17 protein-coding genes are annotated in these 20,507 nt (G+C 74.1%); 12 read left to right on the top strand and 5 right to left on the bottom strand.

Annotated features, from left to right (window positions below; genetic code table 11):
* The first annotated feature begins 2 nt into the window (after nucleotides 1–2).
* The 4 genes from BLT43_RS16855 to BLT43_RS16840 all read left to right on the top strand — a co-directional run bounded on the left by BLT43_RS16855 (nucleotide 3) and on the right by BLT43_RS16840 (nucleotide 7,569).
* On the top strand, nucleotides 3–971 hold the full coding sequence (locus BLT43_RS16855) for a glycosyltransferase (protein ID WP_090114771.1): 969 nt from the start codon (nucleotides 3–5) through the stop codon (nucleotides 969–971).
* Nucleotides 968–5,503, top strand: coding sequence for a MupA/Atu3671 family FMN-dependent luciferase-like monooxygenase (locus BLT43_RS16850; RefSeq protein WP_090114770.1), 4,536 nt, complete (start codon nucleotides 968–970; stop codon nucleotides 5,501–5,503). Before BLT43_RS16855 ends, BLT43_RS16850 begins: the two co-directional genes overlap by 4 nt.
* Complete coding sequence (locus tag BLT43_RS16845) at nucleotides 5,496–6,140, top strand: 4'-phosphopantetheinyl transferase family protein (RefSeq protein WP_242652328.1); 645 nt, start codon at nucleotides 5,496–5,498, stop codon at nucleotides 6,138–6,140. The genes BLT43_RS16850 and BLT43_RS16845 overlap by 8 nt, the downstream gene beginning before the upstream one ends.
* Nucleotides 6,141–6,312: 172 nt before the next feature.
* The gene (locus BLT43_RS16840) at nucleotides 6,313–7,569 is read left to right on the top strand and encodes a GumC domain-containing protein (protein WP_090114769.1); all 1,257 of its coding nucleotides are present in this window, start codon (nucleotides 6,313–6,315) and stop codon (nucleotides 7,567–7,569) included.
* Between the two features lie 5 nt (nucleotides 7,570–7,574).
* Here BLT43_RS16840 and BLT43_RS16835 read toward each other — a convergent pair whose 3' ends face one another.
* The 5 genes from BLT43_RS16835 to BLT43_RS16815 all read right to left on the bottom strand — a co-directional run bounded on the left by BLT43_RS16835 (nucleotide 7,575) and on the right by BLT43_RS16815 (nucleotide 12,918).
* Nucleotides 7,575–8,486, bottom strand: coding sequence for a nucleotide-binding protein (locus BLT43_RS16835; RefSeq protein WP_090114767.1), 912 nt, complete (start codon nucleotides 8,484–8,486; stop codon nucleotides 7,575–7,577).
* A gap of 103 nt (nucleotides 8,487–8,589) precedes the next feature.
* Entirely contained in the window at nucleotides 8,590–9,594 is a 1,005-nt protein-coding gene (locus BLT43_RS16830; protein WP_090114765.1) for a glycosyltransferase family 2 protein, read from the bottom strand.
* Nucleotides 9,591–10,847, bottom strand: coding sequence for a glycosyltransferase (locus BLT43_RS16825; RefSeq protein ID WP_090114763.1), 1,257 nt, complete (start codon nucleotides 10,845–10,847; stop codon nucleotides 9,591–9,593). The genes BLT43_RS16830 and BLT43_RS16825 overlap by 4 nt, the downstream gene beginning before the upstream one ends.
* Nucleotides 10,844–11,791: an NAD-dependent epimerase/dehydratase family protein gene (locus BLT43_RS16820; RefSeq protein WP_090114813.1), complete on the bottom strand. Its 948-nt coding sequence runs from the start codon at nucleotides 11,789–11,791 to the stop codon at nucleotides 10,844–10,846. Before BLT43_RS16820 ends, BLT43_RS16825 begins: the two co-directional genes overlap by 4 nt.
* Entirely contained in the window at nucleotides 11,788–12,918 is a 1,131-nt protein-coding gene (locus BLT43_RS16815; protein WP_090114761.1) for a Gfo/Idh/MocA family protein, read from the bottom strand. The genes BLT43_RS16820 and BLT43_RS16815 overlap by 4 nt, the downstream gene beginning before the upstream one ends.
* A gap of 158 nt (nucleotides 12,919–13,076) precedes the next feature.
* Between BLT43_RS16815 and BLT43_RS16810 the strand changes: the two genes are divergently transcribed.
* From BLT43_RS16810 to uvrC, 8 genes are all read left to right on the top strand, one after another.
* Nucleotides 13,077–13,880, top strand: coding sequence for a WecB/TagA/CpsF family glycosyltransferase (locus BLT43_RS16810; protein WP_090114759.1), 804 nt, complete (start codon nucleotides 13,077–13,079; stop codon nucleotides 13,878–13,880).
* Between the two features lie 31 nt (nucleotides 13,881–13,911).
* A complete protein-coding gene (locus tag BLT43_RS16805) occupies nucleotides 13,912–14,838 on the top strand; it encodes an ABC transporter ATP-binding protein (RefSeq protein ID WP_090114757.1) in 927 nt (308 codons plus the stop codon).
* The gene (locus BLT43_RS16800; RefSeq protein WP_090114755.1) at nucleotides 14,838–15,599 is read left to right on the top strand and encodes an ABC transporter permease; all 762 of its coding nucleotides are present in this window, start codon (nucleotides 14,838–14,840) and stop codon (nucleotides 15,597–15,599) included. Before BLT43_RS16805 ends, BLT43_RS16800 begins: the two co-directional genes overlap by 1 nt.
* Before the next feature lie 49 nt (nucleotides 15,600–15,648).
* On the top strand, nucleotides 15,649–16,443 hold the full coding sequence (locus tag BLT43_RS16795) for a S49 family peptidase (RefSeq protein ID WP_207497629.1): 795 nt from the start codon (nucleotides 15,649–15,651) through the stop codon (nucleotides 16,441–16,443).
* A gap of 1 nt (nucleotide 16,444) precedes the next feature.
* A complete protein-coding gene (locus BLT43_RS16790; protein ID WP_090114754.1) occupies nucleotides 16,445–16,627 on the top strand; it encodes a hypothetical protein in 183 nt (60 codons plus the stop codon).
* Complete coding sequence (locus BLT43_RS16785) at nucleotides 16,627–17,562, top strand: calcium/sodium antiporter (RefSeq protein ID WP_090114752.1); 936 nt, start codon at nucleotides 16,627–16,629, stop codon at nucleotides 17,560–17,562. The genes BLT43_RS16790 and BLT43_RS16785 overlap by 1 nt, the downstream gene beginning before the upstream one ends.
* A complete protein-coding gene (locus BLT43_RS16780) occupies nucleotides 17,559–18,338 on the top strand; it encodes an SDR family oxidoreductase (protein WP_090114750.1) in 780 nt (259 codons plus the stop codon). Before BLT43_RS16785 ends, BLT43_RS16780 begins: the two co-directional genes overlap by 4 nt.
* 277 nt (nucleotides 18,339–18,615) lie before the next feature.
* Nucleotides 18,616–20,490, top strand: a complete 1,875-nt coding sequence (gene uvrC, locus BLT43_RS16775; protein ID WP_090114809.1) for an excinuclease ABC subunit UvrC — start codon at nucleotides 18,616–18,618, stop codon at nucleotides 20,488–20,490.
* The last annotated feature ends 17 nt before the right edge of the window (nucleotides 20,491–20,507 follow it).

The following is a 20,507-nucleotide window of genomic DNA, read 5'->3' as shown; positions in this document are numbered from 1 at the left end:
GCATGCCGACCCTTCTGACGGTGATCCTGAACTGGCGCACGCCCGAGATGACGCTGCGCGCCGCCGAAGCCGCGCTGGCGGCGATGGAGGGCCTGCCGGGGGAACTGGTGATCGTCGACAACGCCTCCGCCGACGGCTCGGAGGAGCGGCTGCGCGACGGCCTCGCCCGGCGCGGCTGGCAGGGGCGGGCGCGGGTGATCCAGTCGGGGCGCAACGGCGGCTTCGGCTTCGGCAACAATGCCGGCATCCGCGCCGGTCTGCGCGACGGCCGGGCGCCCGACTACGTCTACGTGCTCAACCCCGACGCCTTTCCGGCGCGCGGCGCCATCGCCGCGCTGGTCGCGCATCTCGAGGCGCACCCGAAGGCGGGCCTCGCCGGCAGCGCCGTCCACGGCCCCGACGGAACGCCGCATCACGGCGCCTTCCGCTTTCCCTCGCTGCTCTCGGAGGTCGAGGGTGCGATGCGCTTCGGCCCGGTCTCGCGGCTGTTGCGGCGGCACGCGGTGCCGATGCCGATGCCCGCGCACAGCGGCCCGGTCGACTGGACCGTGGGGGCGAGCCTGATGGTGCGGCGCGCCGTGTTCGACGAGATCGGTCTCTTCGACGACGGGTTCTTCCTCTATTTCGAGGAGACCGACCTGTGCCGCCGCGCCCGGCAGGCCGGCTGGCAGACCCATTACGTGCGCGAGAGCCGGGTCGTGCATATCGGCTCGGTCTCGACCGGCATGAAGCACTGGCAGCGGGTGCCCGACTACTGGTTCGCCTCGCGCCGGCGCTACCTGCGCAAGCATCTGGGGCCGCGCCGGGCGGCGATGGCGACGGCGCTGCACCTGGCCGCCGGCGGGCTGCACCGGCTGCGCTGCCGGCTGATGCGCCGCGAGACCGGCGATCCGGGGCATTTCCTGCGCGACCTGGCGCGACACGAGCTGCGGGCCCGGCGCCGCGGCCCCGAGGAGGAGGGCCGGGCATGAGCGGCGACTGTACCCTGATCGGCCACACCAGCCTGACGCTCGAGGCGGCGCGGATGCTGCGGGCCGCGGGCCACCCGATCCGGGCGGTCGCCACGCGCTTCGCGCCGCTGCGCGACTGGGCCGCGGCCGAGGGCGTGGCGCTGCACGACCCCGATGCGCCCGAGGCGCTGCCCGAGACCGACTGGCTGTTCTCGATCGGCCATCTCGCGCCGCTGCCGGAGGCCGCGTTGGCCCGCGCCCGGCGCGGCGCGATCAACTTCCACGACGGGCCGCTGCCGGCGCGCGGCGGTCTCAACGCCCCGGTCTGGGCGCTGCTGGAGGGCGCGAAGTGCCATAGCGTCACCTGGCACCTGATGACCGCGCGGCTCGATGCCGGCGACATCCTCGAGGAGCGCGGCTTCGCCATCGCGCCGGGGGAAACGGCGGCCACGCTCAACGCGCGCTGCTTCGCCGCCGGGCTCGAGAGTTTCCCGGCCGTTCTCGGCCAGCTGCGCGACGGTCTGCGGCGGCGTCCGCAGACCGCGCCGCGCCGGATGCACCGCGCCGCCGACCGGCCACCGGCCGACGCGCTGATCGCGCCGGGGAGCGATGTCGCCGCGGCGCTGCGGCTGGTGCGCGCGCTTGATCACGGCCGCCACCCGAACCCCGTGACGCGCGCCAAGATCCGGCTCGGCGGGCAGGTGCTGCTGGTCGGCACCGCGGCGCCTGCCGACGCGACCGCGGGCGCCGCGCCGGGCCGGGCGTTCGACGCGACGGCGGATGCGGTGACGGTGCGGCTGGCGGATGGCGCGCTGCGGCTGGCCGGCCTGGCCCGCCCCGACGGCGCGGCCTGCGACGTGGCGGCGCTGGTCGCGGCGGGCGCGCGGCTCGAGGCCCCGGCCGACCCCGAGGGGCTCGGCGCGGCGATGCGGGCGGCCGCGCGGCACGAGGCGGGCTGGCGCGACAGGCTCATGGCGCTGCGCCCGGCCGACCTGCCCGGGCTGTGCGAGCCGGCCGAGGCGCCGGGCGCGGTCGGGCGGCTGCCGCTCGAACTGCCGGAGCCCGCGCGCTCGCAGGCCACCGCGGCCTGGGCCGCGATCGCCGTGGAGCTTGCGGACGGGCCCTGCGACCTCGCGCTGCACAGCGCGACCGGCTGGCCGGGCCACCTGGCCGACTGGCTGCCGCTGCGCGTCGCGGGCGGCGAGACGACGGAGGCGCTGCGCGAACGGATCGCGGCGGCGCACCGCACCGGCGGCTTCGCCGCCGACCTGCCGGCGCGGATGCCCGGCAGCGGGGTGCGGCCGCCGCGCATGGCGCTCGGCCCCGACCTGCCGGCCGGCGCTGTGGCCGGCCTCGACCCGGAGGGGACGGCGCTGCTCTACGACCCGGCGCGCCTGCCAAAGACGGCACGCGAGATGCTCGCCGCCCGGCTTTGCGCCACGGCCGAGGCGCTGGCAGCCGGCGGCACCGGCCGGCCCGGCCTCGCGCCCGCCGAGCAGCAGTGGCTCGAGACGTGGAACGCCACCCAAGCCGCGATCCCCAAGACGACGGTGCAGGCCGAGATCGCCGCGCAGGCCGCGCGGCAGCCCGAGGCGACAGCGCTGATCCACCGCGCCGAACGGCTGAGCTATGCCGGGCTGGAGGCGCGGGCGAACCGCATGGCCCATGTGCTGCGCGCCATGGGCGCGGGGCCGGGCCATCGGGTCGGCCTGCATCTCGAGCGGTCGATCGACATGGTTGTGGCGATGCTGGCGGTGCTGAATGCCGGCGCGGCCTACGTGCCGCTCGACCCGGGCTACCCGGCCGATCGGCTCGCGCTCTATGCCGAGGACAGCGGTGCCACGGTGATCGTCAGCGCCCCGGCGCTGGCCGGGCGCGTGCCGCCGAGCGATGCCGCGCTGCTCCTGACCGACGACCCCCGCCTCGCGGTGGCCTCCGAAGAGGCTCTGCCCGACACGGCCGGGCCGGGGGATCTGGCCTACCTGATCTACACCTCCGGCTCGACCGGCCGGCCCAAGGGGGTGATGATCACCCACCGCAACCTCGCCAATTTCCGCGCCGCGATGGACGACCGGATCGGCGACGAGGCGCCGGGGCGCTGGCTGGCGGTGACCTCGATCTCCTTCGACATCTCGGTGCTGGAGCTTCTGTGGACCCTGTCGCGCGGCCACGCGGTCGTGGTGCAGGGCGAGGCCGACCGGACCCTGCCCTCGGCCGACGGCGCGGGGCGGCGGGGCATGGCGCTCAGCCTGTTCTACTGGGGCCACGAGGGCGGGGGCGACCCGGATTACCGGCTGCTGACCGAGGGCGCGCGCTTTGCCGACGCGCAGGGCTTCGAGGCGGTCTGGACGCCAGAGCGCCATTTCCACGGCTTCGGCGCGCCCTATCCCAACCCGGCGGTGACGGGTGCTGCGGTGGCGGCGATCACGCGCCGCGTCGCGATCCGCGCCGGCAGCTGCGTCGCGCCGCTGCATCACCCGGCCCGCATCGCCGAGGACTGGGCGGTGGTCGACCGGCTGTCGGGCGGGCGCGCCGGCATCGCCATGGCGGCCGGCTGGCAGCCCGACGATTTCGTGCTGCGCCCCGAGGCGGCGCCGCCGGACCACCGCGCCGCGCTGGGCGAGGCGATCGACAAGGTCCGCAGGCTGTGGCGCGGCGAGACGGTGGCCTTCCCCCGCGCCGACGGCAGCCTGCAGCAGGTGGCGACGCGGCCGCGCCCGGTCTCGGCCGAGCTGCCGCTCTGGCTCACCATTGCCGGCAACCCCGAGAGCTGGCGCGAGGCGGGGCGGCTGGGCGCCAACGTGCTGACCCACATGCTCGGGCAGGATCTCGGGACGCTCGAGCGCCATATCGGGCTGTGGCGGGCCGCGCTGGCCGAGGCCGGCCATGCGCCCGAGCGGTTCCGCGTCACGGTCATGCTGCACAGCTACCTCGCCGAAAGCCGCGCCGCGGCGCGCGCGGCGGTGCGCGGCCCGATGAAGGCCTATCTCGCCTCGGCCGCGGGGCTGATCGCGCGCCACGCCGCGGCCTTCCCGGCCTTCAGCGGCGGCGGCACCGACCCCGACGCGCTGACCGAGGCCGAGCGCGAGGCGGTGCTCGAACACGCCTTCGCGCGGTATTTCGAGAAGCAGGGGCTGTTCGGCACCGTCGAGGACGGTCTGGCCCGGCTGGCCGAGCTGCGTGCCATCGGGGTGGGCGAGGTGGCCTGCCTGATCGATTTCGGGCTTGAGACCGAGACCGCCCTGGACGGGCTGCCGCGTCTGGCCGAACTGCTGCGCCGCGCCCCGGAGGTCGAGCCCGAGGCCGAGCCCGGGGGCGAGGACTGGTCGATCGCGGCGCAGATCCGGCGCCACGGGGTGACGCATCTGCAATGCACCCCCTCGATGGCGCGGATGCTCTTGGCCGACGAGGGCAGCCGCGCGGCGCTTGCCGGGCTGCGACGGCTGCTGGTCGGCGGCGAGGCTTTGCCGGGCGCGCTGGTCGAGGATCTGGCACGCGCGACGCCGGCCCGGATCGAGAACATGTACGGCCCGACCGAGACCACGATCTGGTCGACCAGCGGCGAGGCCCGGCCGGGCGCGGCGGTGGCCTCGATCGGCCGGCCGCTGCGCAACACCAGCTGCCACGTGCTGGACGAGGCCATGGCGCCGCTGCCCGCCGGCGTGACGGGCGAGTTGTGGATCGGCGGCGCCGGGGTCGCGGCCGGCTACTGGCGGCGCGACGAGCTGACCGCCGAGCGGTTTCGCCCCGACCCGTCCGGCAGGGGCCGGATCTACCGCACCGGCGACCTCGCGCGCTGGCGCTGGGACGGTCGGCTCGAGTTCCTCGGCCGGGCCGATCACCAGGTCAAGCTGCGCGGCCACCGGATCGAGCTGGGCGAGATCGAGGCCGCGCTCGACGCCCGACCCGGCATCCGCCAGTCGGTGGTGGTCTCGCGCGAGGACCGGCCCGGCCTGCAGCGGCTGGTGGCCTATGTCGAGGCCGAGGGGCCGGTCGACGAGACCGCGCTGCGCGCCGCGCTCGCCGCCCGACTGCCCGAGGTGATGGTGCCGGCCCGGATCGTGCGGCTCGACGCCTTCCCGCTGACCCCGAACCGCAAGATCGACCGCAAGGCGTTGCCGGAACCGGCCCCGCGCCGCGCCGGGCCGGGGGCCGCGGCGGCGCGGCCCGTGCCCGCGCCTTTGCCAGACGCGCCTGCGCCTGCCGCGCGTCCTGCCGGCGAGGCCACCGCCGCGATCGCGGCGATCTGGTCGGATCTGCTCGGCGTGGAAAGCCCGGGCGCCGAGGACGATTTCTTCGCGCTGGGCGGACATTCGCTGCTCGCGGTCGAGGCGCATCGCCGGATCCGGGCCGAACTCGCGGCGCCCGACCTCGCGATCACCGACATCTTCCGCTTCACCCGGCTGGGCGATCTGGCCGCGCGGCTGGAGGCCGGGCGCGCGCCCGCCCCGACACCGGAGCGCAGCGGTGACTCTGAAGCGGCCGAGACCACGCGCCGCCGCGTGATCGAGAGGCGGCGTGCGCTCAGGGCGCGGCGGGACGCGCTTGGCTGATCTCGCCGCCCTGATCGCGCGGCTCTGCCCGCCCGGCACTGCCTGCGCCGCCGTCGCGATCGGCGCGGCGCCCACGCCCTGGCCGGGCGAGGCCGAGGCCGTCCGGCGCGCGGTGCCGGCGCGGCGCGCCGAGTTCGCCGCCGGCCGGGCCGCGGCGCGCGCGGCGATGGCGCGGCTCGGCCTTTCGCCCCGCGAGGTGCCGCAGGGCGCCGACCGCGCGCCGGTCTGGCCCGAGGGGGTCGTCGGCTCGATCAGCCACGATGCCGGCCTGGCGGTGGCGGCATTGCGGCTCGGGCCGCCGCATATCGGCATCGACCTCGAGCCGGATCACCCCTTGCCGCCCGCGCTTTGGCCCGAGATCATCGGCCCAGATGAGCGCGCCGAGGCCATGGCGCAGGCCGATCCGGGGCGCGCGGCGCGGGTCATCTTCGCGGCCAAGGAGGCGGCCTTCAAGGCGCAGTACCCCGTGACCGGGGCGCTGCTCGGCTTCGATGCCATGCGGGTCTCGATCGACGGGGCCGATGTCTCGGCGCGGCTTACGGGGCCGGTCGGGACATGGCCCGCGGGCACGGAACTGCGCGGCGGCTGGGCCGTTGCCGGGGGGCGGATCGCGGTGGCGATGCGCCTGCCGGGGTGACGGAGGGTTTCGGCTTGCGCAACACTGCGTTCGCGGCCAGCTGGCCGGCACGACATGGCCCGCGCGGGCCGGGTTGTCTAGATTCAGTCCCGGGCGTGGCGGCCTCATGGCCGCCCGGTGCCAGGCGCGCCGCCGCCGGGAATACGGGGCGCGAGGGAACGGGGAAGACGCCATGCTGCAACTGGCATCGCTGAGGGATCTGCGCGGCATGCTGCGCCGCCGCTTCTGGGTCATGGTGCTGGTGGCGCTGCTTGGCCTGCCGCTGGTGCTGTGGGTCGCGGTGAACCGCCCGCCCAGCTTCGAGGCGATCGCGGTGATCCAGATCGAGGCGCCGCGCGTCGCGCTGGGCGCGGAGCCGGCCGGCGGCGCCGCGCAGATCGACCTGATCGAGCAGCAGGTGATGGCGCGCGACAGCCTTCTGGGGCTGGCCGATCGGCTGGGCCTGTTTCCCGAGGCGCCGCCGATCGAGCGGCTGTCCAAGATGCGCGAGGCGGTCGAGATCGAGAAGATCGTCGACCCGGCGCAGTCCTGGCGCCCCGACGTGGTGCCCTCGGGGCTGCGGATCACCGCCGAGCTGGGCGAGGCGCAGGCCGCGGCCGACCTCGCCAACGCGGTGCTCGATCAGGTGCTCGAGGCCGGGCAGAGCCGCAGCGCCGGCCGGGCCGAGCGCACGCTGGCCTTCTTCGAGGCCGAGGAGGCGCGGCTCGGCGAGCTGCTGGCCCGGCAGGAGGCGGAGTTCGCCCGCTTCCAGGAGGAGAACTTCGATTCGCTGCCCGCCAATCTCGACGCGCAGCGCGAGCAGCTCGCCCGGCTGGCGGCGCAGCGCATCGAGATCGAGCAGCAGCTGATCGCGCTCGAGACCGGCTCCGACAGGCTGCGGGCCGAGGAGCTCGAGCGCCGGCGCGCGCTGCTCGAGCGCCAGCGCGGGCTGATCGCCGACGGCGTCGCGCAGATCGAGACGGCGCTCGCCGCCGCGCCCGAGACCGAGCGGCGCTTCAACGCCTATGCGCGCCGCCGCGACCAGCTGCAGTCCGAGCTGTCGGCCGTCACCGCGCGGCGCACCGACGCGGCGATGGCCCGCGAGCTCGAGCGCCGCGAGGAGACCGCCCGCTTCGAGGTGCTCGAAAGCGCCGTGGCGCCGGATTACGGCCAGTCTTCGCGCCGGCGGATCGCGGTTCTGGGCGCGTTGGGCGTGGGGCTCGCCGCGCTCGGCCTCGCGCTGTCGCTCGAGGCGGTGAACCCGACCATCCGCACTGCCGCGCAGCTCGAACGCGCGCTGGGGGTGCGGCCGGTGGTGGTGATCCCCGAGCTGAACCCGCGGCAGGGCGGGCGCGGCCGGGGCCGCGCCGCGGCGTTCGTGGCGGTGCTCGCGACGGCGATCCTCGGGCTCTGGGCGATGGTCAGCCGCCGGCCGGCCGGGCCGGCCTGAACCGGTCAGGCCGCGCCCGAGGCGCGTTCTTCCTCGGCACGGTTCAGGATGATCCCCAGCACCGGCTTGTCATCGCCGATCCGGCGCACCGCCTCGCGGATCTGCTCGGCGCTGTTGCGGCCGCCGCCGACCACCATCAGCACCCCGTCATACTGGTCGCGGAACGCCGCCACGTCGTCATGCGCCAGCGCCGGCGGCAGGTCGTAGAGCACCACGTCGGGGGACAGCGCCGCCTGCATCGCCGCCAGCGCCGCCCCCGTGGCGGGGTCGCGTAGAAGCTCGGCGGGGAAGGATTCGGCTCGGTCGTTCAGCGCCACGCCCAGCCCGCCGATGCCGAGCGGGTTCGGCCCGATGCGCCGCAGATGCGCCTCGAGCGGTTCGGCGCCGCGCAGCCAGTCCGAGATCGGCCCCGGCGCGGCGACGCCCAGCGTCGGCGCGAGGCCGGGGCTGCGCAGGTCGAGGTCGAGCAGCAGCGTCCGGCAGCCCTCGTAGCGCGACAGCGACACTGCGAGATTGGCGGCGGTGAAGGTCTTGCCGCATCCGTCGGTCGGCGAGGTCACGGCGACCCGGTGCCAGCCATTGTCGCGCAGCGCCCGTAGCAGCCGGGTGCGCAGCACGTCGAATGCGGCATGCGCCGGGTCGCGCCGGGCCGCGGCGATCACGAGGTTGCGCTCCAGCCGGGCCGCGTCGACGGTCAGGGTCGGCAGGCTGTCCCACATGTCGTGCAGCTGCGGCAGCCGCGCCGCCTGCAGGTCGAGCACCGCCTCGCGCAGCGCCGCCGCCGCCGGGTCCGGCCCGGCGGAGGGGGCGGGGCGGCGCGCGCGCAGGCCGCCGGCGGCGGCGATCCGCGCCAGCATCTCCTGTCGTGCCCCGGCCCCGAGCCGTCTGCGCCCGTCGCGTCCGCTGCGTTTCGCCATCCCGGCCAGCCCCCTTGCCTGTGAAGACCGATCATAGGGCGCGAAGCAGGGCGAAACCATGCCCGCCGCGCAGCCTTCTTCGGCAGAAACCGGGGCGCGGGCGTCACTTGTATTCGATCAGCCGCATCTCGTGGCCGCGCAGCCGCCGGGCATGGAAGATCAGCGCCCCCTGCAGGTTCGCGAATTTCGACAGCACCAGCAGCACCGCCTGCCGCCGCGCCGCCGCCGCGCCCACCCCGTCGCGGCGCAGGTTGCGCGCGCTTCTCGCCCAGTTCGCCGCCAGGCCCAGCGCCGCCAGCGCCGGCAGGGCCCACTGGCCGGCCAGCACCCCGGCCAGCGCCAGCGCCGGCAGCCCGGCGCCGTAGGCCCACATGCGCCGCCGCTCGGCGCGGACATGGTCGGGATAGCGGCGGCCGACCTCGGCGAAGCCGTGGCCAGCGCGCACCGCCCGGCGCCACCATTGGCCGAGGCGGGTCATGTCGGCGTCGTGCCATGTCATGGTGCGGGGCAGGCGGTGCACCCGCCGTCCCATGGCCCGCACGCGCAGGCACAGTTCCTCGTCCTCCGAGCAGATCAGCGCCGCGTCGAAGCCGCTGAGCCGCGCGAAATCGGCGCAGCGCAGCATCATGTCGCCGCCGCAGACGGCGACGTCGCCGGCGGGGCGGTGCCATTCCCACTCGGCCATGGCGTTGTAGATCGAGGCGGTGGGCGCGATCTCGCGTCGCCAGCCGGTGACGATGCCGAGGCCGGGATCGGCCGCGAGCGCGGCGGCAGCGGCCTCGAGCCAGCCCGGCTCGACCGCGCAGTCGCCATCGACGAACTGCACGCAGTCGGGCGGATCCCCGGCCATGAGCGCGGCGAAGCCGGCATTGCGCGCCCGCGCCGCGGTGAAGGGGGCGGCCATGTCGAGCTGCACCACTTCGACGCCCGCGGCGCGGGCGACGGCGAGGCTGTCATCGGTCGAGCCGGAATCGACATAGACCACCCGGGCGCCGCGCAGCGAGGCGAGGCAGCGGGCCAGACGGCGCCCCTCGTTGCGGCCGATCGCGACGACGCCGATGCGCGGCGGCGCGGGGGGGGCAGGGGCAGGGCCCGGCCCAGCGGTCATGCCGCCGGCTCCGGCCGGCGCGGCGGGCGGGGCAGGGCCGGGTCCTGCGCGGCTTGCAGCAGCGTCAGCAGCCGCGCCGCCTCCTGCCGCGCGTCGAAGCCGGCCGCGACCTTCGCCCGCCCGGTCCGGCCCATCGCCGCGCGCCTTTCGGCATCGCCCGAAAGGGCGCCGATCGCCTCGGCCAGGGCCGCCGGATCGCCCGGCGCGACCAGGAGGCCGGTCTCGTCGTGCCGGACAAGTTCGGCCACGCCGCCCACCCGCGTCGCGATCACCGGCCGGCCCGCCGCCATCGCCTCCATCAGCACCACCGGCACCCCTTCGGCGAAGGAGGGCAGCACCAGCGTCCCGGTCTCGGCCAGCATCCGCGCCACCTCCGCCTGCCCGAGATAGCCGTGGAAGCGCACCGCCTCGCCCAGGCCCAGCGCCGCGGCGAGGCGTTCGATCGCGGCGCGCTCGGGGCCGTCGCCGACGAGGTCGAGGCGCAGCCCCGGCCGGTCGCGCCGCGCGGCGGCCAGGGCCTGCAGCAGCACCGGCACGCCCTTGACCGCCGCGAGCCGCCCGACGAAGAGCAGCCGGTCGTCCGGCCCGCCGGGCGGGCCCGCGTAGCGCACCGGGTCGACGCCGCAATGCACCACGTGCAGCCGGTCCCAGTGCGCGGGCTCCGAGAACAGCATGGCCTGCGCGCGCGCGAAGTCCGAGATGCAGCAGACGAAGGCGGCCCGCGCGATCTTGTCGCCCAGCGCCCAGCGTTCGGGCGCGAAGAAGATATCCGGCCCGTGCAGGGTGAAGCTGTGCGGAATGCCCGAGGCCTCCGAGGCCAGCATCGCCACGGTGCCCGACGAGGTCGCGATGTGGTTGTGCAGGTGGGTGATGCCGCGGGCGCGCATATGCGCGGCCAGCACCAGCGCCTCGGCGAGGTAGACCATGTTGTAGGCGCGGCCCCGCAGGCCCCCCGGCGCGCAGCGCCAGGCCAGCCGGGCGGCGCGGGCCAGGCGGCGCGGATGGCGCAGCGCGGCCAGGGCCGCGCGCAGCAGCCGCGTCGGGCGCAGGGTCGCTTCCAGCAGGTGGAAGGTGCCGGCGGCCTCGGCCTTCTGCTCCGCCCCGGCATGGTGGGCGGGATCGGTGCGGCGCACCGAGGCGGTCTCGACCGCGAGGCCCAGCGCGCGCAGCGCCGCCACCTCGCGCTGGATGAAGGTGTCGGTGGCGCGGGGGTACTCGCCGGTGAGCCAAAGGACGGGACCGCGGGCCGTCATGCGACGTCCCGCCCGGAGAGGGCGGCGGCCATCGCCGCCTCGAAGCCGGCCTCGGCGCGCCAGCCCAAGGCGTGCAGCCGGGCATTGGCGTAGCGCAGCGGCATCAGCCGGGCGCGCAGGGTCGGGCGGCGCAGCAGGCCGGGCAGGCGCGGCGCCACGGGCGCCAGCGCCGCCGCGCCGAGATCAAGGGCGCGCCAAGGCAGCGGCAGGCCGGGCCGGCCGAGCGCGGCGAGGTAGCGGGCGCGGTCGGGCCGGTCGTCGTCGAGCGCGTGGATCACCTCGACGCCCGGCGCCTGCGGCGTCTCGGCCGCCAGCAGCAGCGCCTGCGCGGCATGGGGGCGCCAGCACAACGGCAGTTCGCCGGCATGGCGCGGGCCGATCACCAGCCGCCCGAGCGTGGGCCCCAGATGCGCGTTCCAGACCCGGCCCGGCCCGAAGATCGCCCCCGGCCGGACGATGCGCAGCGGCGCGCCGTGCCTCGCCGCGACCTCGCGCGCGATGCGTTCCTGCGCCAGCTTGGCGCGGGCATAGGCGTCCCTGAGCGCGGGGTCCGGGTCGGGCGGCGTGGTTTCGTCCACCACCGCCATCGGGGCGAGGCCCGTGGTGCCGGGGACTGCCATCGAGCTGACCAGCACCAGCCGCGCCCCGGCGCGGGCGGCGGCCTCCAGCACCGGGCCGGTGGGCGCGACGGTCTCGCGGCCGTGGTCCGCATCGTCACCGCCCATGCGCGCGGCGGCGTGGATCAGCGCGTCGATGCCGGCGAAGGCGGCCTGTGGCACCTTCTCGGAAAGATCCGCCTGCCAGCTTTCGATGCCGCTGTCGCCGGCCCAGCCGGCGGGCGGTGCGCCGCGCGTGAGCGCGCGCACCGCGTGGCCGCGCGCCCGCGCCGCGGCCACGAGCGCCCTGCCGAGATAGCCGCCCGCCCCGGTGATCAGCAGCGTCATGCCGCCCAAGGCATCGGCTCCATCGGCGCACAGCGGGTGGTCATGTCGCGCGCCGCGCCCTCCTGGATCGCCAGCGTCACCTCGGTCAGGTGCAGCGCGTAGTCGCCGGCGAGCCGGCTGTCGCGCCCCGCCGCGATGGCGGCCAGCATCTCGGCCGGGCCGAGCGCGAAATCCATGGCGGCCGAGCCGCGGCGGCCGGGGCGGGGCTGGTGCTGCCCCTTCAGAGACAGGTCGCGCGCGATCGGGCTCTCGATCAGCCGGCGCCGCAGCCGCAGCCGGCGGCGCAGCCGCACGGGGGCGAAATTGTCCCAGGCCCGCGGCACCTCGATCACGCCCTCGTCGCCCACCACCCGCAGCCGGTGGTCGTGCGGCGCGGCGATCGAGCAGGTCAGCCGCGCCACAGGGCCGCTTTCGAAGAACAGCGCCGCGACCGAGAAGTCGGGCGCCGCGTGGCGCAGCCCCGGCTTGTCGGGGATCACCTCGGCGCTGGCCGCCACCACCCGGCGCACCGGCCCGAGATGGGCGATCAGCCAGGACAGCCAGTAGCCGGCATGTTCGAGCGTGCAGCCGGTGCGGAACTCGTCCTCGGCCGGCCAGGGCGCGCCGCTCTCGCTGATCCAGTCCTTGTAGGGCGCCTGCGGCAGGAAGCCCTCGTCGAGCTCGGCATAGATCAGCCGGGGCGTGCCGCCGACCCCGAGCCGCAGCGCCCGGCCCAGCCCCTGCGAGGCCTGGCTCAGCACCGAGGAGGGCGCGGAGGCCAGCTGCAGCCCGCGCGCCCGCGCCAGGTCGTGCAGGCCGCGCGCCGTCTCGAGGTCGAGCACGACGGGCTTTTCCGACCAGACATGGCGCCCGGCGCGCAGGCAGCCGCGGATCACCGTCTCGTGGCTCTTGGGGTTGGTCAGGTTCAGCACCAGCCCGTCGGCCGGCAGCGCCGCGCAGGCGGCCGGCGCGTCCGGAAGCTCGGGGATGCCCCAATGCGCGCAGAACGCCTTCTGCCGCGCCGCGTCGCGGTCATGCGCGCCCAGCACCCGGATCCCCGGATGCGCCTTGAGGCTGCGCATGTAGAGGTCGGCCACGTAGCCGCAGCCGATCAGCGCCACATCTCCCCGGCTTTGTGTCTCGCCCATTCGCCCCCCGCTTGCCGATTCCGCCGCATCCGTCGCATGAAGACGCGACCGATTCATGGCCGCCAGGTGGTTTCATGCCCGCCGCCCCCTTCGCTAAGCGAGCCGGGGGCCGGGGCCAAGTCCCGGCGGCGGCGCAGGCGAAACGGGGATGGAAGGGCATGGAATTCCGCAACGGCTCCGGGCGGATCGGCGTCAACATGCCGGATCGGCAGGCGCTGCTGGCCGAGGTCGGCGCCCGGCTGCGCGAGCGCCGCGGCTTCGCGCTGGCGACGCTCAATCTCGACCACCTCGCCAAGCTGCGCCGCGACGCGGCCTTCCGCGCCGCCTATGCCGCGCAGGACCTCGTCTGCGCCGACGGCAACCCGGTGGTCTGGCTGTCGCGGCTGGCCGGGCGGCCGGTGGAGCTGCTGCCGGGCTCGGATCTGGTGCTGCCCTTGGTGCGCGAGGCGGCCGCCGCGGGGCGGCCGGTCGCGCTCTTCGGCAGCCGGGCGGAGGCGCTGGAGCGGGCCGCGGACGTGCTGGAGCGGGCGGTTCCGGGGCTGAAGGTGGCGGCCCGGATCGCACCGCCGATGGGCTTCGCGCCCGAGGGGCCGGCGGCGCGGGTCGCGCTCGACACGCTGGCGGCCAGCGGCGCGGGGCTGGTGCTGGTGGCGCTAGGCGCGCCGCGGCAGGAGCGCTTCGCCGCGCTCGGTCGGGCGCGGCACCCGCAGCTCGGTTTCGCCTCGGTCGGGGCCGGGCTCGACTTTCTCGCCGGCACGCAGCGCCGGGCGCCGCTCTGGGTGCGGCGGATGGCGCTGGAATGGCTGTGGCGGGCGGCAGCGGAGCCGGGCCGGCTGGCGGGGCGCTACGCGCGCTGCGCGGCGGTCCTGCCCGGGCTCGCGCTCTGGGCGCTGCGGCTGCGCGGTCGGGGCGGGGGGGATGTGCGGGCGCGCGCGCTTGGCGCGCGGCGCCGCGGCGGCTAGTCTCCGGCGCGACAAGCGAAAGGCCCCCTCCATGCCCCCCATCGTGTCGGTCCGCGACCTGACAAAGACCTATGCCGGCGGCTTCACCGCGCTCGACGGCGTGACGCTCGACATCGAGGAGGGCGAGATCATCGCGCTGCTCGGCCCCAACGGCGCCGGCAAGACGACGCTGATCTCGACCATCTGCGGCATCACCATGCCCTCGGGCGGCGCGGTCGAGGTCGGCGGCCACGACGTGGTGCGCGACTGGCGCAAGGCTCGTGACATGATCGGCCTCGTGCCGCAGGAGCTGTCGCTCGAGCCGTTCTCGACCGTCTGGAACAACGCCCGCTTCTCGCGCGGGCTGTTCGACCGGCCGCGCGACGATGCCTATCTCGAGAGCCTGCTGCGCGACCTGTCGCTGTGGGAGAAGCGCGACGCCAAGGTGATGGAGCTGTCGGGCGGCATGAAGCGCCGCGTGCTGATCGCCAAGGCGCTGGCGCACCGCCCGCGCGTGCTGTTCCTCGACGAGCCCACCGCCGGCGTCGACGTCGAGCTGCGCAAGGACATGTGGCGCGTGGTCGAGCGGCTGCGCGGCGAGGGCGTCACGATCATCCTGACCACCCATTACATCGAGGAGGCCGAGGCCATCGCCGACCGGATCGGCGTGATCTCGAGGGGCCGGATCCTGCTGGTCGAGCGCACCGAGGAGCTGATGCGGCGCCTGGGTCGCAAGGAGCTCAGGATCGAGCTGGCCGAGCCGGTCGACGACGTGCCCGAGACCCTGCGCCGCGACGGGCTGGAGCGCGTCGATGGCGGGCAGGCGCTGGTCTACACCTACGACACCCATGCCGAGCGCACCGGCATAACCGCGCTTCTGGCCGACCTTCAGGCGGCGGGGCTGCAGCTCGCCGATCTCTCGACATCGAATTCCAGCCTCGAAGAGATCTTCGTGGGCCTCGTGAAGGAGGACGCGTGATGAATTTCGGCGCCGTATCCGCGATCTACCAGGCCGAGATGGCCCGCTTCTTCCGCACCCTGCTGCAGAGCTTCATCTCGCCGGTCATCTCCACCTCGCTCTACTTCGTGGTGTTCGGCTCCGCCATCGGCGGCCGCATCCAGGAGGTCGAGGGCATCGCCTACGCGGCCTTCATCGTGCCGGGGCTGGTGATGCTCTCGGTGATGACGCAGGCGACCTCGAACGCGAGCTTCGCGATCTACTTCCCGAAGTTCACCGGCACAATCTACGAGTATCTCTTGGCGCCGATCAGCTTTCTGGAGGTGACGCTGGGCTTCGTCGGGGCGGCGGCGACCAAGGCGCTGTTCATCGGGCTCGTCATCCTCGCCACCGCGACGCTCTTCGTCGACCTGACGATCCAGAGCCCGCTGGCGATGCTGGCCTTCCTGCTGCTGACCTGCATCAGCTTCTCGCTGCTGGGCTTTATCATCGGCATCTGGGCCAGGAACTTCGAGCAGCTGCAGCTGATCCCGCTGCTGGTGATCACGCCGCTGGTCTTCCTGGGCGGCAGCTTCTACTCGATCTCGATGCTGCCCCCGGCGTGGCAGATCGTCACGCGGTTCAACCCGGTGGTGTACCTGATCTCGGGCTTCCGCTGGTCCTTCTTCGGGCAGGCCGACGTGCCGATCGGCGTGAGCCTTCTGGCGATCTCGGGCTTCACCGCGCTCTGCCTCGGGATCATCTGGCTGATCTTCCGCACCGGCTGGCGCATCCGCTCCTGAGCGGCGCGCGACCTTGTGATGGGGCGGGGCGGGGCCTAGATGTCAGGCCATGATGAACTGGCTGCCGTTCCGCTCCAAGACCCCCGTGGTCTCCGTCATCCGCCTTCAGGGCGCCATCGGCGCGGGGCGCGCGGGGCTCGACGACGCGGGCACCGCCGCGATGATCGAGAAGGCGTTCCGGCGCGGCAAGCCCGCCGCCGTCGCGATCGAGGTCAACTCGCCCGGCGGCTCGCCGGTGCAGTCGGCGCTGATCGCCGCGCGCATCCGCAGGCTGTCGGAGGAAAAGAACATCCCCGTCATCGCCTTCGTCGAGGACGTGGCGGCCTCGGGCGGCTACTGGCTCGCCACGGCGGCCGACGAGATCCTCGTCGATCGCGGCTCGATCATGGGCTCGATCGGGGTGATCTCGGCCGGCTTCGGCGCGCACCAGTTCCTCGAGCGGCAGGGCATCGAGCGGCGGGTGCACACGGCGGGTGAATCCAAGAGCTTCCTCGACCCATTCCGCCCCGAGAAGCCCGAGGACGTGGCCCGGCTCGAGCGCTGGCTCGAGGAGATGCACGGCTACTTCATCGACCACGTCAAATCCCGGCGCGGCGCCAAGCTGGCGGAGGATCCGTCGCTCTTCACCGGCGAGATCTGGATCGGCGAGAAGGCGGTCGAGAAGGGGCTCGCGGACGGGATCGGGCACCTCGTGCCCACGTTGAAATCGCGCTACGGCGACAAGGTGCGGCTGCGCCGCTACGCCAAGCGCAAGCCGCTGCTGGCGCGCTTCGGCTCGGCGCTGGCCGGCGATCTTCTGGGCGCGGTCGAGGACCGCGCGGCCTTCGCCCGTTTCGGGCTCTGAGATGCTGATCAAGATCGCCACGCTGTTTCTCGTCGTCATGGCGGTGCTCGCCATGTTCGGACGGCTGCGCCTGCCCAAGGTCAGGGGGCCGCGCGGCCTGCTGGGCGGCGGCAAGACATGCCCGGCCTGCGGCCGCCCCCGGATCGGCCGCGGCCCCTGCGATTGTGGAAAGGACAGGACTTGATGGATTGGCTGTTGGTGGCGGCGGGGCTGGTGCTCCTGGTCTTTGCCGGTGACGCTCTGGTGAAGGGCGCGGTGAACCTCGCGCTCCGGCTCGGCATCCCGGCGCTGATCGTCTCGCTCACCGTGGTGGCCTTCGGCACCTCGGCGCCCGAACTGCTGGTCTCCGTCGACGCGATCCTGAGCGGCGCGCCGGGCATCGCGCTGGGCAACGTGGTCGGCTCCAACGTCGCCAACGTGCTTCTGGTGCTGGGCGTGCCGGCGCTGATCACCACGCTGCATGCCAGCGGCCACGACACGCGGTCGAGCTTCCTGCAGATGATCGCGGCGACGCTTCTGTTCATGGCGCTGGCCTTCACCGGCGGCCTGAGCTGGTGGACCGGGCTGGTGCTGCTGGCGGCGCTGGCGGCGATGCTGATCCATGCCGGCCGGGCCGCGGCGAAACATCGCAACGGCCGCAGCGAGGAGGAGGTCGAGGGCGCCGATCCCGGGCTGAAGGGCTGGAAAATCGCGGCTTATCTGACGGCTGGCATCATCGGCCTGCCGCTGGGCGCGGACCTTCTGGTGACCGGCGCGGTGAGCATCGCCGAGGCGATGGGGGTGTCGCAGACCGCGATCGGCCTAACTCTCGTGGCGATCGGCACCTCGCTGCCGGAACTCGCGACCACGGTGATGGCCGCGATCCGGCGGCAGGCCGACGTGGCGATGGGCAACGTGATCGGTTCCAACATGTTCAACCTTCTCGGCATTCTCGGCGTGGCCAGCCTCGTGGGCCCGATCCCGGTGGGCGCGGACGTGCTCGGCTTCGACGTCTGGGTGATGCTGGCGGCCTCGCTGCTGCTGGTGCCCTTCGTCTACATGGGCCGCGACGTGACCCGCGGCTGGGGCGTGGCGCTGACCGCGCTCTACGTCGCCTACGGCGCGGCGGTGCTGGCATGAGCCGGGCGCTGGTCACCGGCGCGGGCACGCGTCTGGGCCGCGCCATGGCGCTTTATCTGGGCGGGCGCGGCCACGACGTGATCGTGCATTACAACAGCTCGCACGGGCCGGCGCAGGAGGTGGTGCAGGAGCTGCGCGACATGGGCCGGCAGGCGCATGCGCTGCAGGCCGACCTGCTGGTCGAGGATCAGGTGCAGGGGCTGGTGCCGGCCGCGCAGGAGGCGCTGGGCGGGCCGCTCACCTGCCTCGTCAACTCGGCCTCGATCTTCGAATACGACAGCATCGAGAGCGCCACCCGCGAAAGCTGGGACCGGCATCTGGAGAGCAACCTGCGCGCCCCCTTCGTGCTGACGCAGCAGGTGGCGCGCCACGCGCCCGAGCCCGAGACCGACGAGCGCGGCGAGCCGCGCGCCCGGGCGCTGGTGGTCAACATCATCGACCAGCGAGTGCGCAAGCTGACGCCCGAGTTCATGTCCTACACCATCGCCAAGATGGGGCTCTGGGCCTTCACCCAGACCGCGGCGCAGGCGCTGGCGCCGAAGCTCCGGGTCAACGCCATCGGCCCCGGCCCGACCCTGCAGGGCGCGCGCCAGTCCGACGCGCATTACGCCGCGCAGCGCGCCAACACGGTGCTCGGGCGCGGCTCCAACCCCGAGGACATCACCGCGGCGCTGGGCTACTTCCTCGACGCGCCGGGCGTCACCGGCCAGCTGCTCTGCGTCGATGGCGGCCAGCATCTGGGCTGGCGGACCCCGGATATCCAGGGCCACGGCTGATCGATCCACCACCTTGTCCCCGAAAGCGTCCACTTGCCGCGGGGTGAACGGTTGCGGCCGCCCGGTTTTTCCGCAACCGGCGCTTTCCCGCGGAAAAACAGCATCTTGGCCTGTGCCTAATTTGTGGGCATTTCGATCAAGCCCATGACTCCGCGATCTGAATCCCTTCTGTCCTGACCCTGTCCACCCGCTTATCCCCAGAATCGGTGGACAGCTTTGCACATGGCGCCCGAGCGCCTAGATTGCAGGACCAGCGCCCGATGCCGATATGGACCGCATGACCGAGACCTCCTCCGACACCTCCAAGCCCCCCCTGACCGGCCATGAGCTGATCCGCTCGCAGCTGCGGCTGATCGACGGCTCGCCCGGCGTCTACCGGATGCTCGATGCCGAGAGCCGGGTGCTCTACGTGGGCAAGGCGCGCAACCTGCGCGCGCGGGTGTCGAGCTACGCCCGGCCCACGGGGCATTCGGGGCGGATCAGCCGGATGATCCGCGAGACCGCCTCGATGATGTTCCTCACCACGCGGACCGAGACCGAGGCGCTGCTCCTGGAGCAGAACCTGATCAAGCAGCTCAAGCCGCGCTACAACGTGCTCCTGCGCGACGACAAGTCGTTCCCGAACATCATCATCTCGGACCACGACTACCCGCAGATCCGAAAGCATCGCGGCGCGCGGACCGACAAGGGCCAGTATTTCGGCCCCTTCGCCAGCGCCGGCGCGGTGAACCGGACGCTGAACCAGCTGCAGAAGGCGTTCCTGCTGCGCAACTGCACCGACTCGATGTTCGACAGCCGCAGCCGGCCCTGCCTGCTGCACCAGATCAAGCGCTGCTCGGCGCCCTGCACCGGCGAGATCAGCCAGGAGGACTACGCCGCCAGCGTGCGCGACGCGGCGCGGTTCCTGTCGGGCAAGTCGACCCAGATCCAGGAGGTGCTCGGCCGGCAGATGGCCGAGGCCTCCGAGAACATGGAGTTCGAGCGCGCGGCGGCGTTGCGCGACCGGATCCGGGCGCTGACGCAGGTGCAGACCGCGCAGGGCATCAACCCGCGCGGCGTGGCCGAGGCCGACGTGATCGCGCTGCATGCCGAGGGCGGGCAGGCCTGCGTGCAGGTGTTCTTCATCCGCGGCAACCAGAACTGGGGCAACCGCGACTACTACCCCCGCGTCTCGGGCGAGGAGGATCCTTCCGAGGTGATGCAGGCCTTCGTCGGCCAGTTCTACGCCAACCGTGAGCCGGCGCGGCTGCTGCTGCTGAGCCACGGGCTCGACGACCCGGATCTGATGGTCGAGGCGCTGTCGGAGAAGGCGGGCCGCAAGGTCGAGGTCGCGGTGCCGCAGCGTGGCGAGAAGGCCGAGCTGGTCGAGGGCGCGCAGCGCAACGCGCGCGAGAGCCTCGCGCGGCGCATGTCCGAGACCGCGACGCAGGCCAAGCTCCTGCGCGGGCTGGCCGAGGCCTTCGACCTCGACGAGGCGCCGAGCCGGATCGAGGTCTACGACAACAGCCACATCATGGGCACCGACGCGGTGGGCGGCATGATCGTCGCCGGCCCCGAGGGCTTCGAGAAGGGCCAGTACCGCAAGTTCAACATCCGCGGCACCGACATCACGCCGGGCGACGATTTCGGCATGATGAAGGAGGTGCTGACCCGCCGCTTCCAGCGCCTCCTGAAGGAGGACCCGAACCGCGAGAGCCCGGCCTGGCCGGACCTTCTGCTGATCGACGGCGGCGCCGGGCAGGTGAGCGCGGTGCAGGAGATCCTCGATGAGCTGGGCGTCGAGGACGTGGCGATGATCGGCGTCGCCAAGGGCGTCGACCGCGACCACGGCAAGGAGGAGTTCTACCGCACCGGGATGCGGCCCTTCGCGCTGCCGCGCAACGACCCGGTCCTCTACTTCATCCAGCGCCTGCGCGACGAGGCGCACCGCTTCGCCATCGGCACGCACCGGGCCAAGCGTGCCAAGGCGGTGGGCGCGACGCCGCTCGACGAGGTCGCCGGGGTGGGGGCCACGCGCAAGCGGGCGCTTCTGGCGCATTTCGGCTCGGCCAAGGCGGTGAGCCGCGCCAACCTCGCCGATCTCGAGGCAGTGCAGGGCGTGTCGAAGAGCCTTGCGAAAAAGATCTACGACCACTTCCACGAGGGCGGCTGAGCGCGGCCGCCCGCCCA

It is taken from the genome of Limimaricola pyoseonensis, assembly GCF_900102015.1.
GTDB lineage: Bacteria > Pseudomonadota > Alphaproteobacteria > Rhodobacterales > Rhodobacteraceae > Limimaricola > Limimaricola pyoseonensis.
Note: the sequence above shows the minus strand (reverse complement) of the source record. Positions and strands in the feature narration are given on the sequence as shown.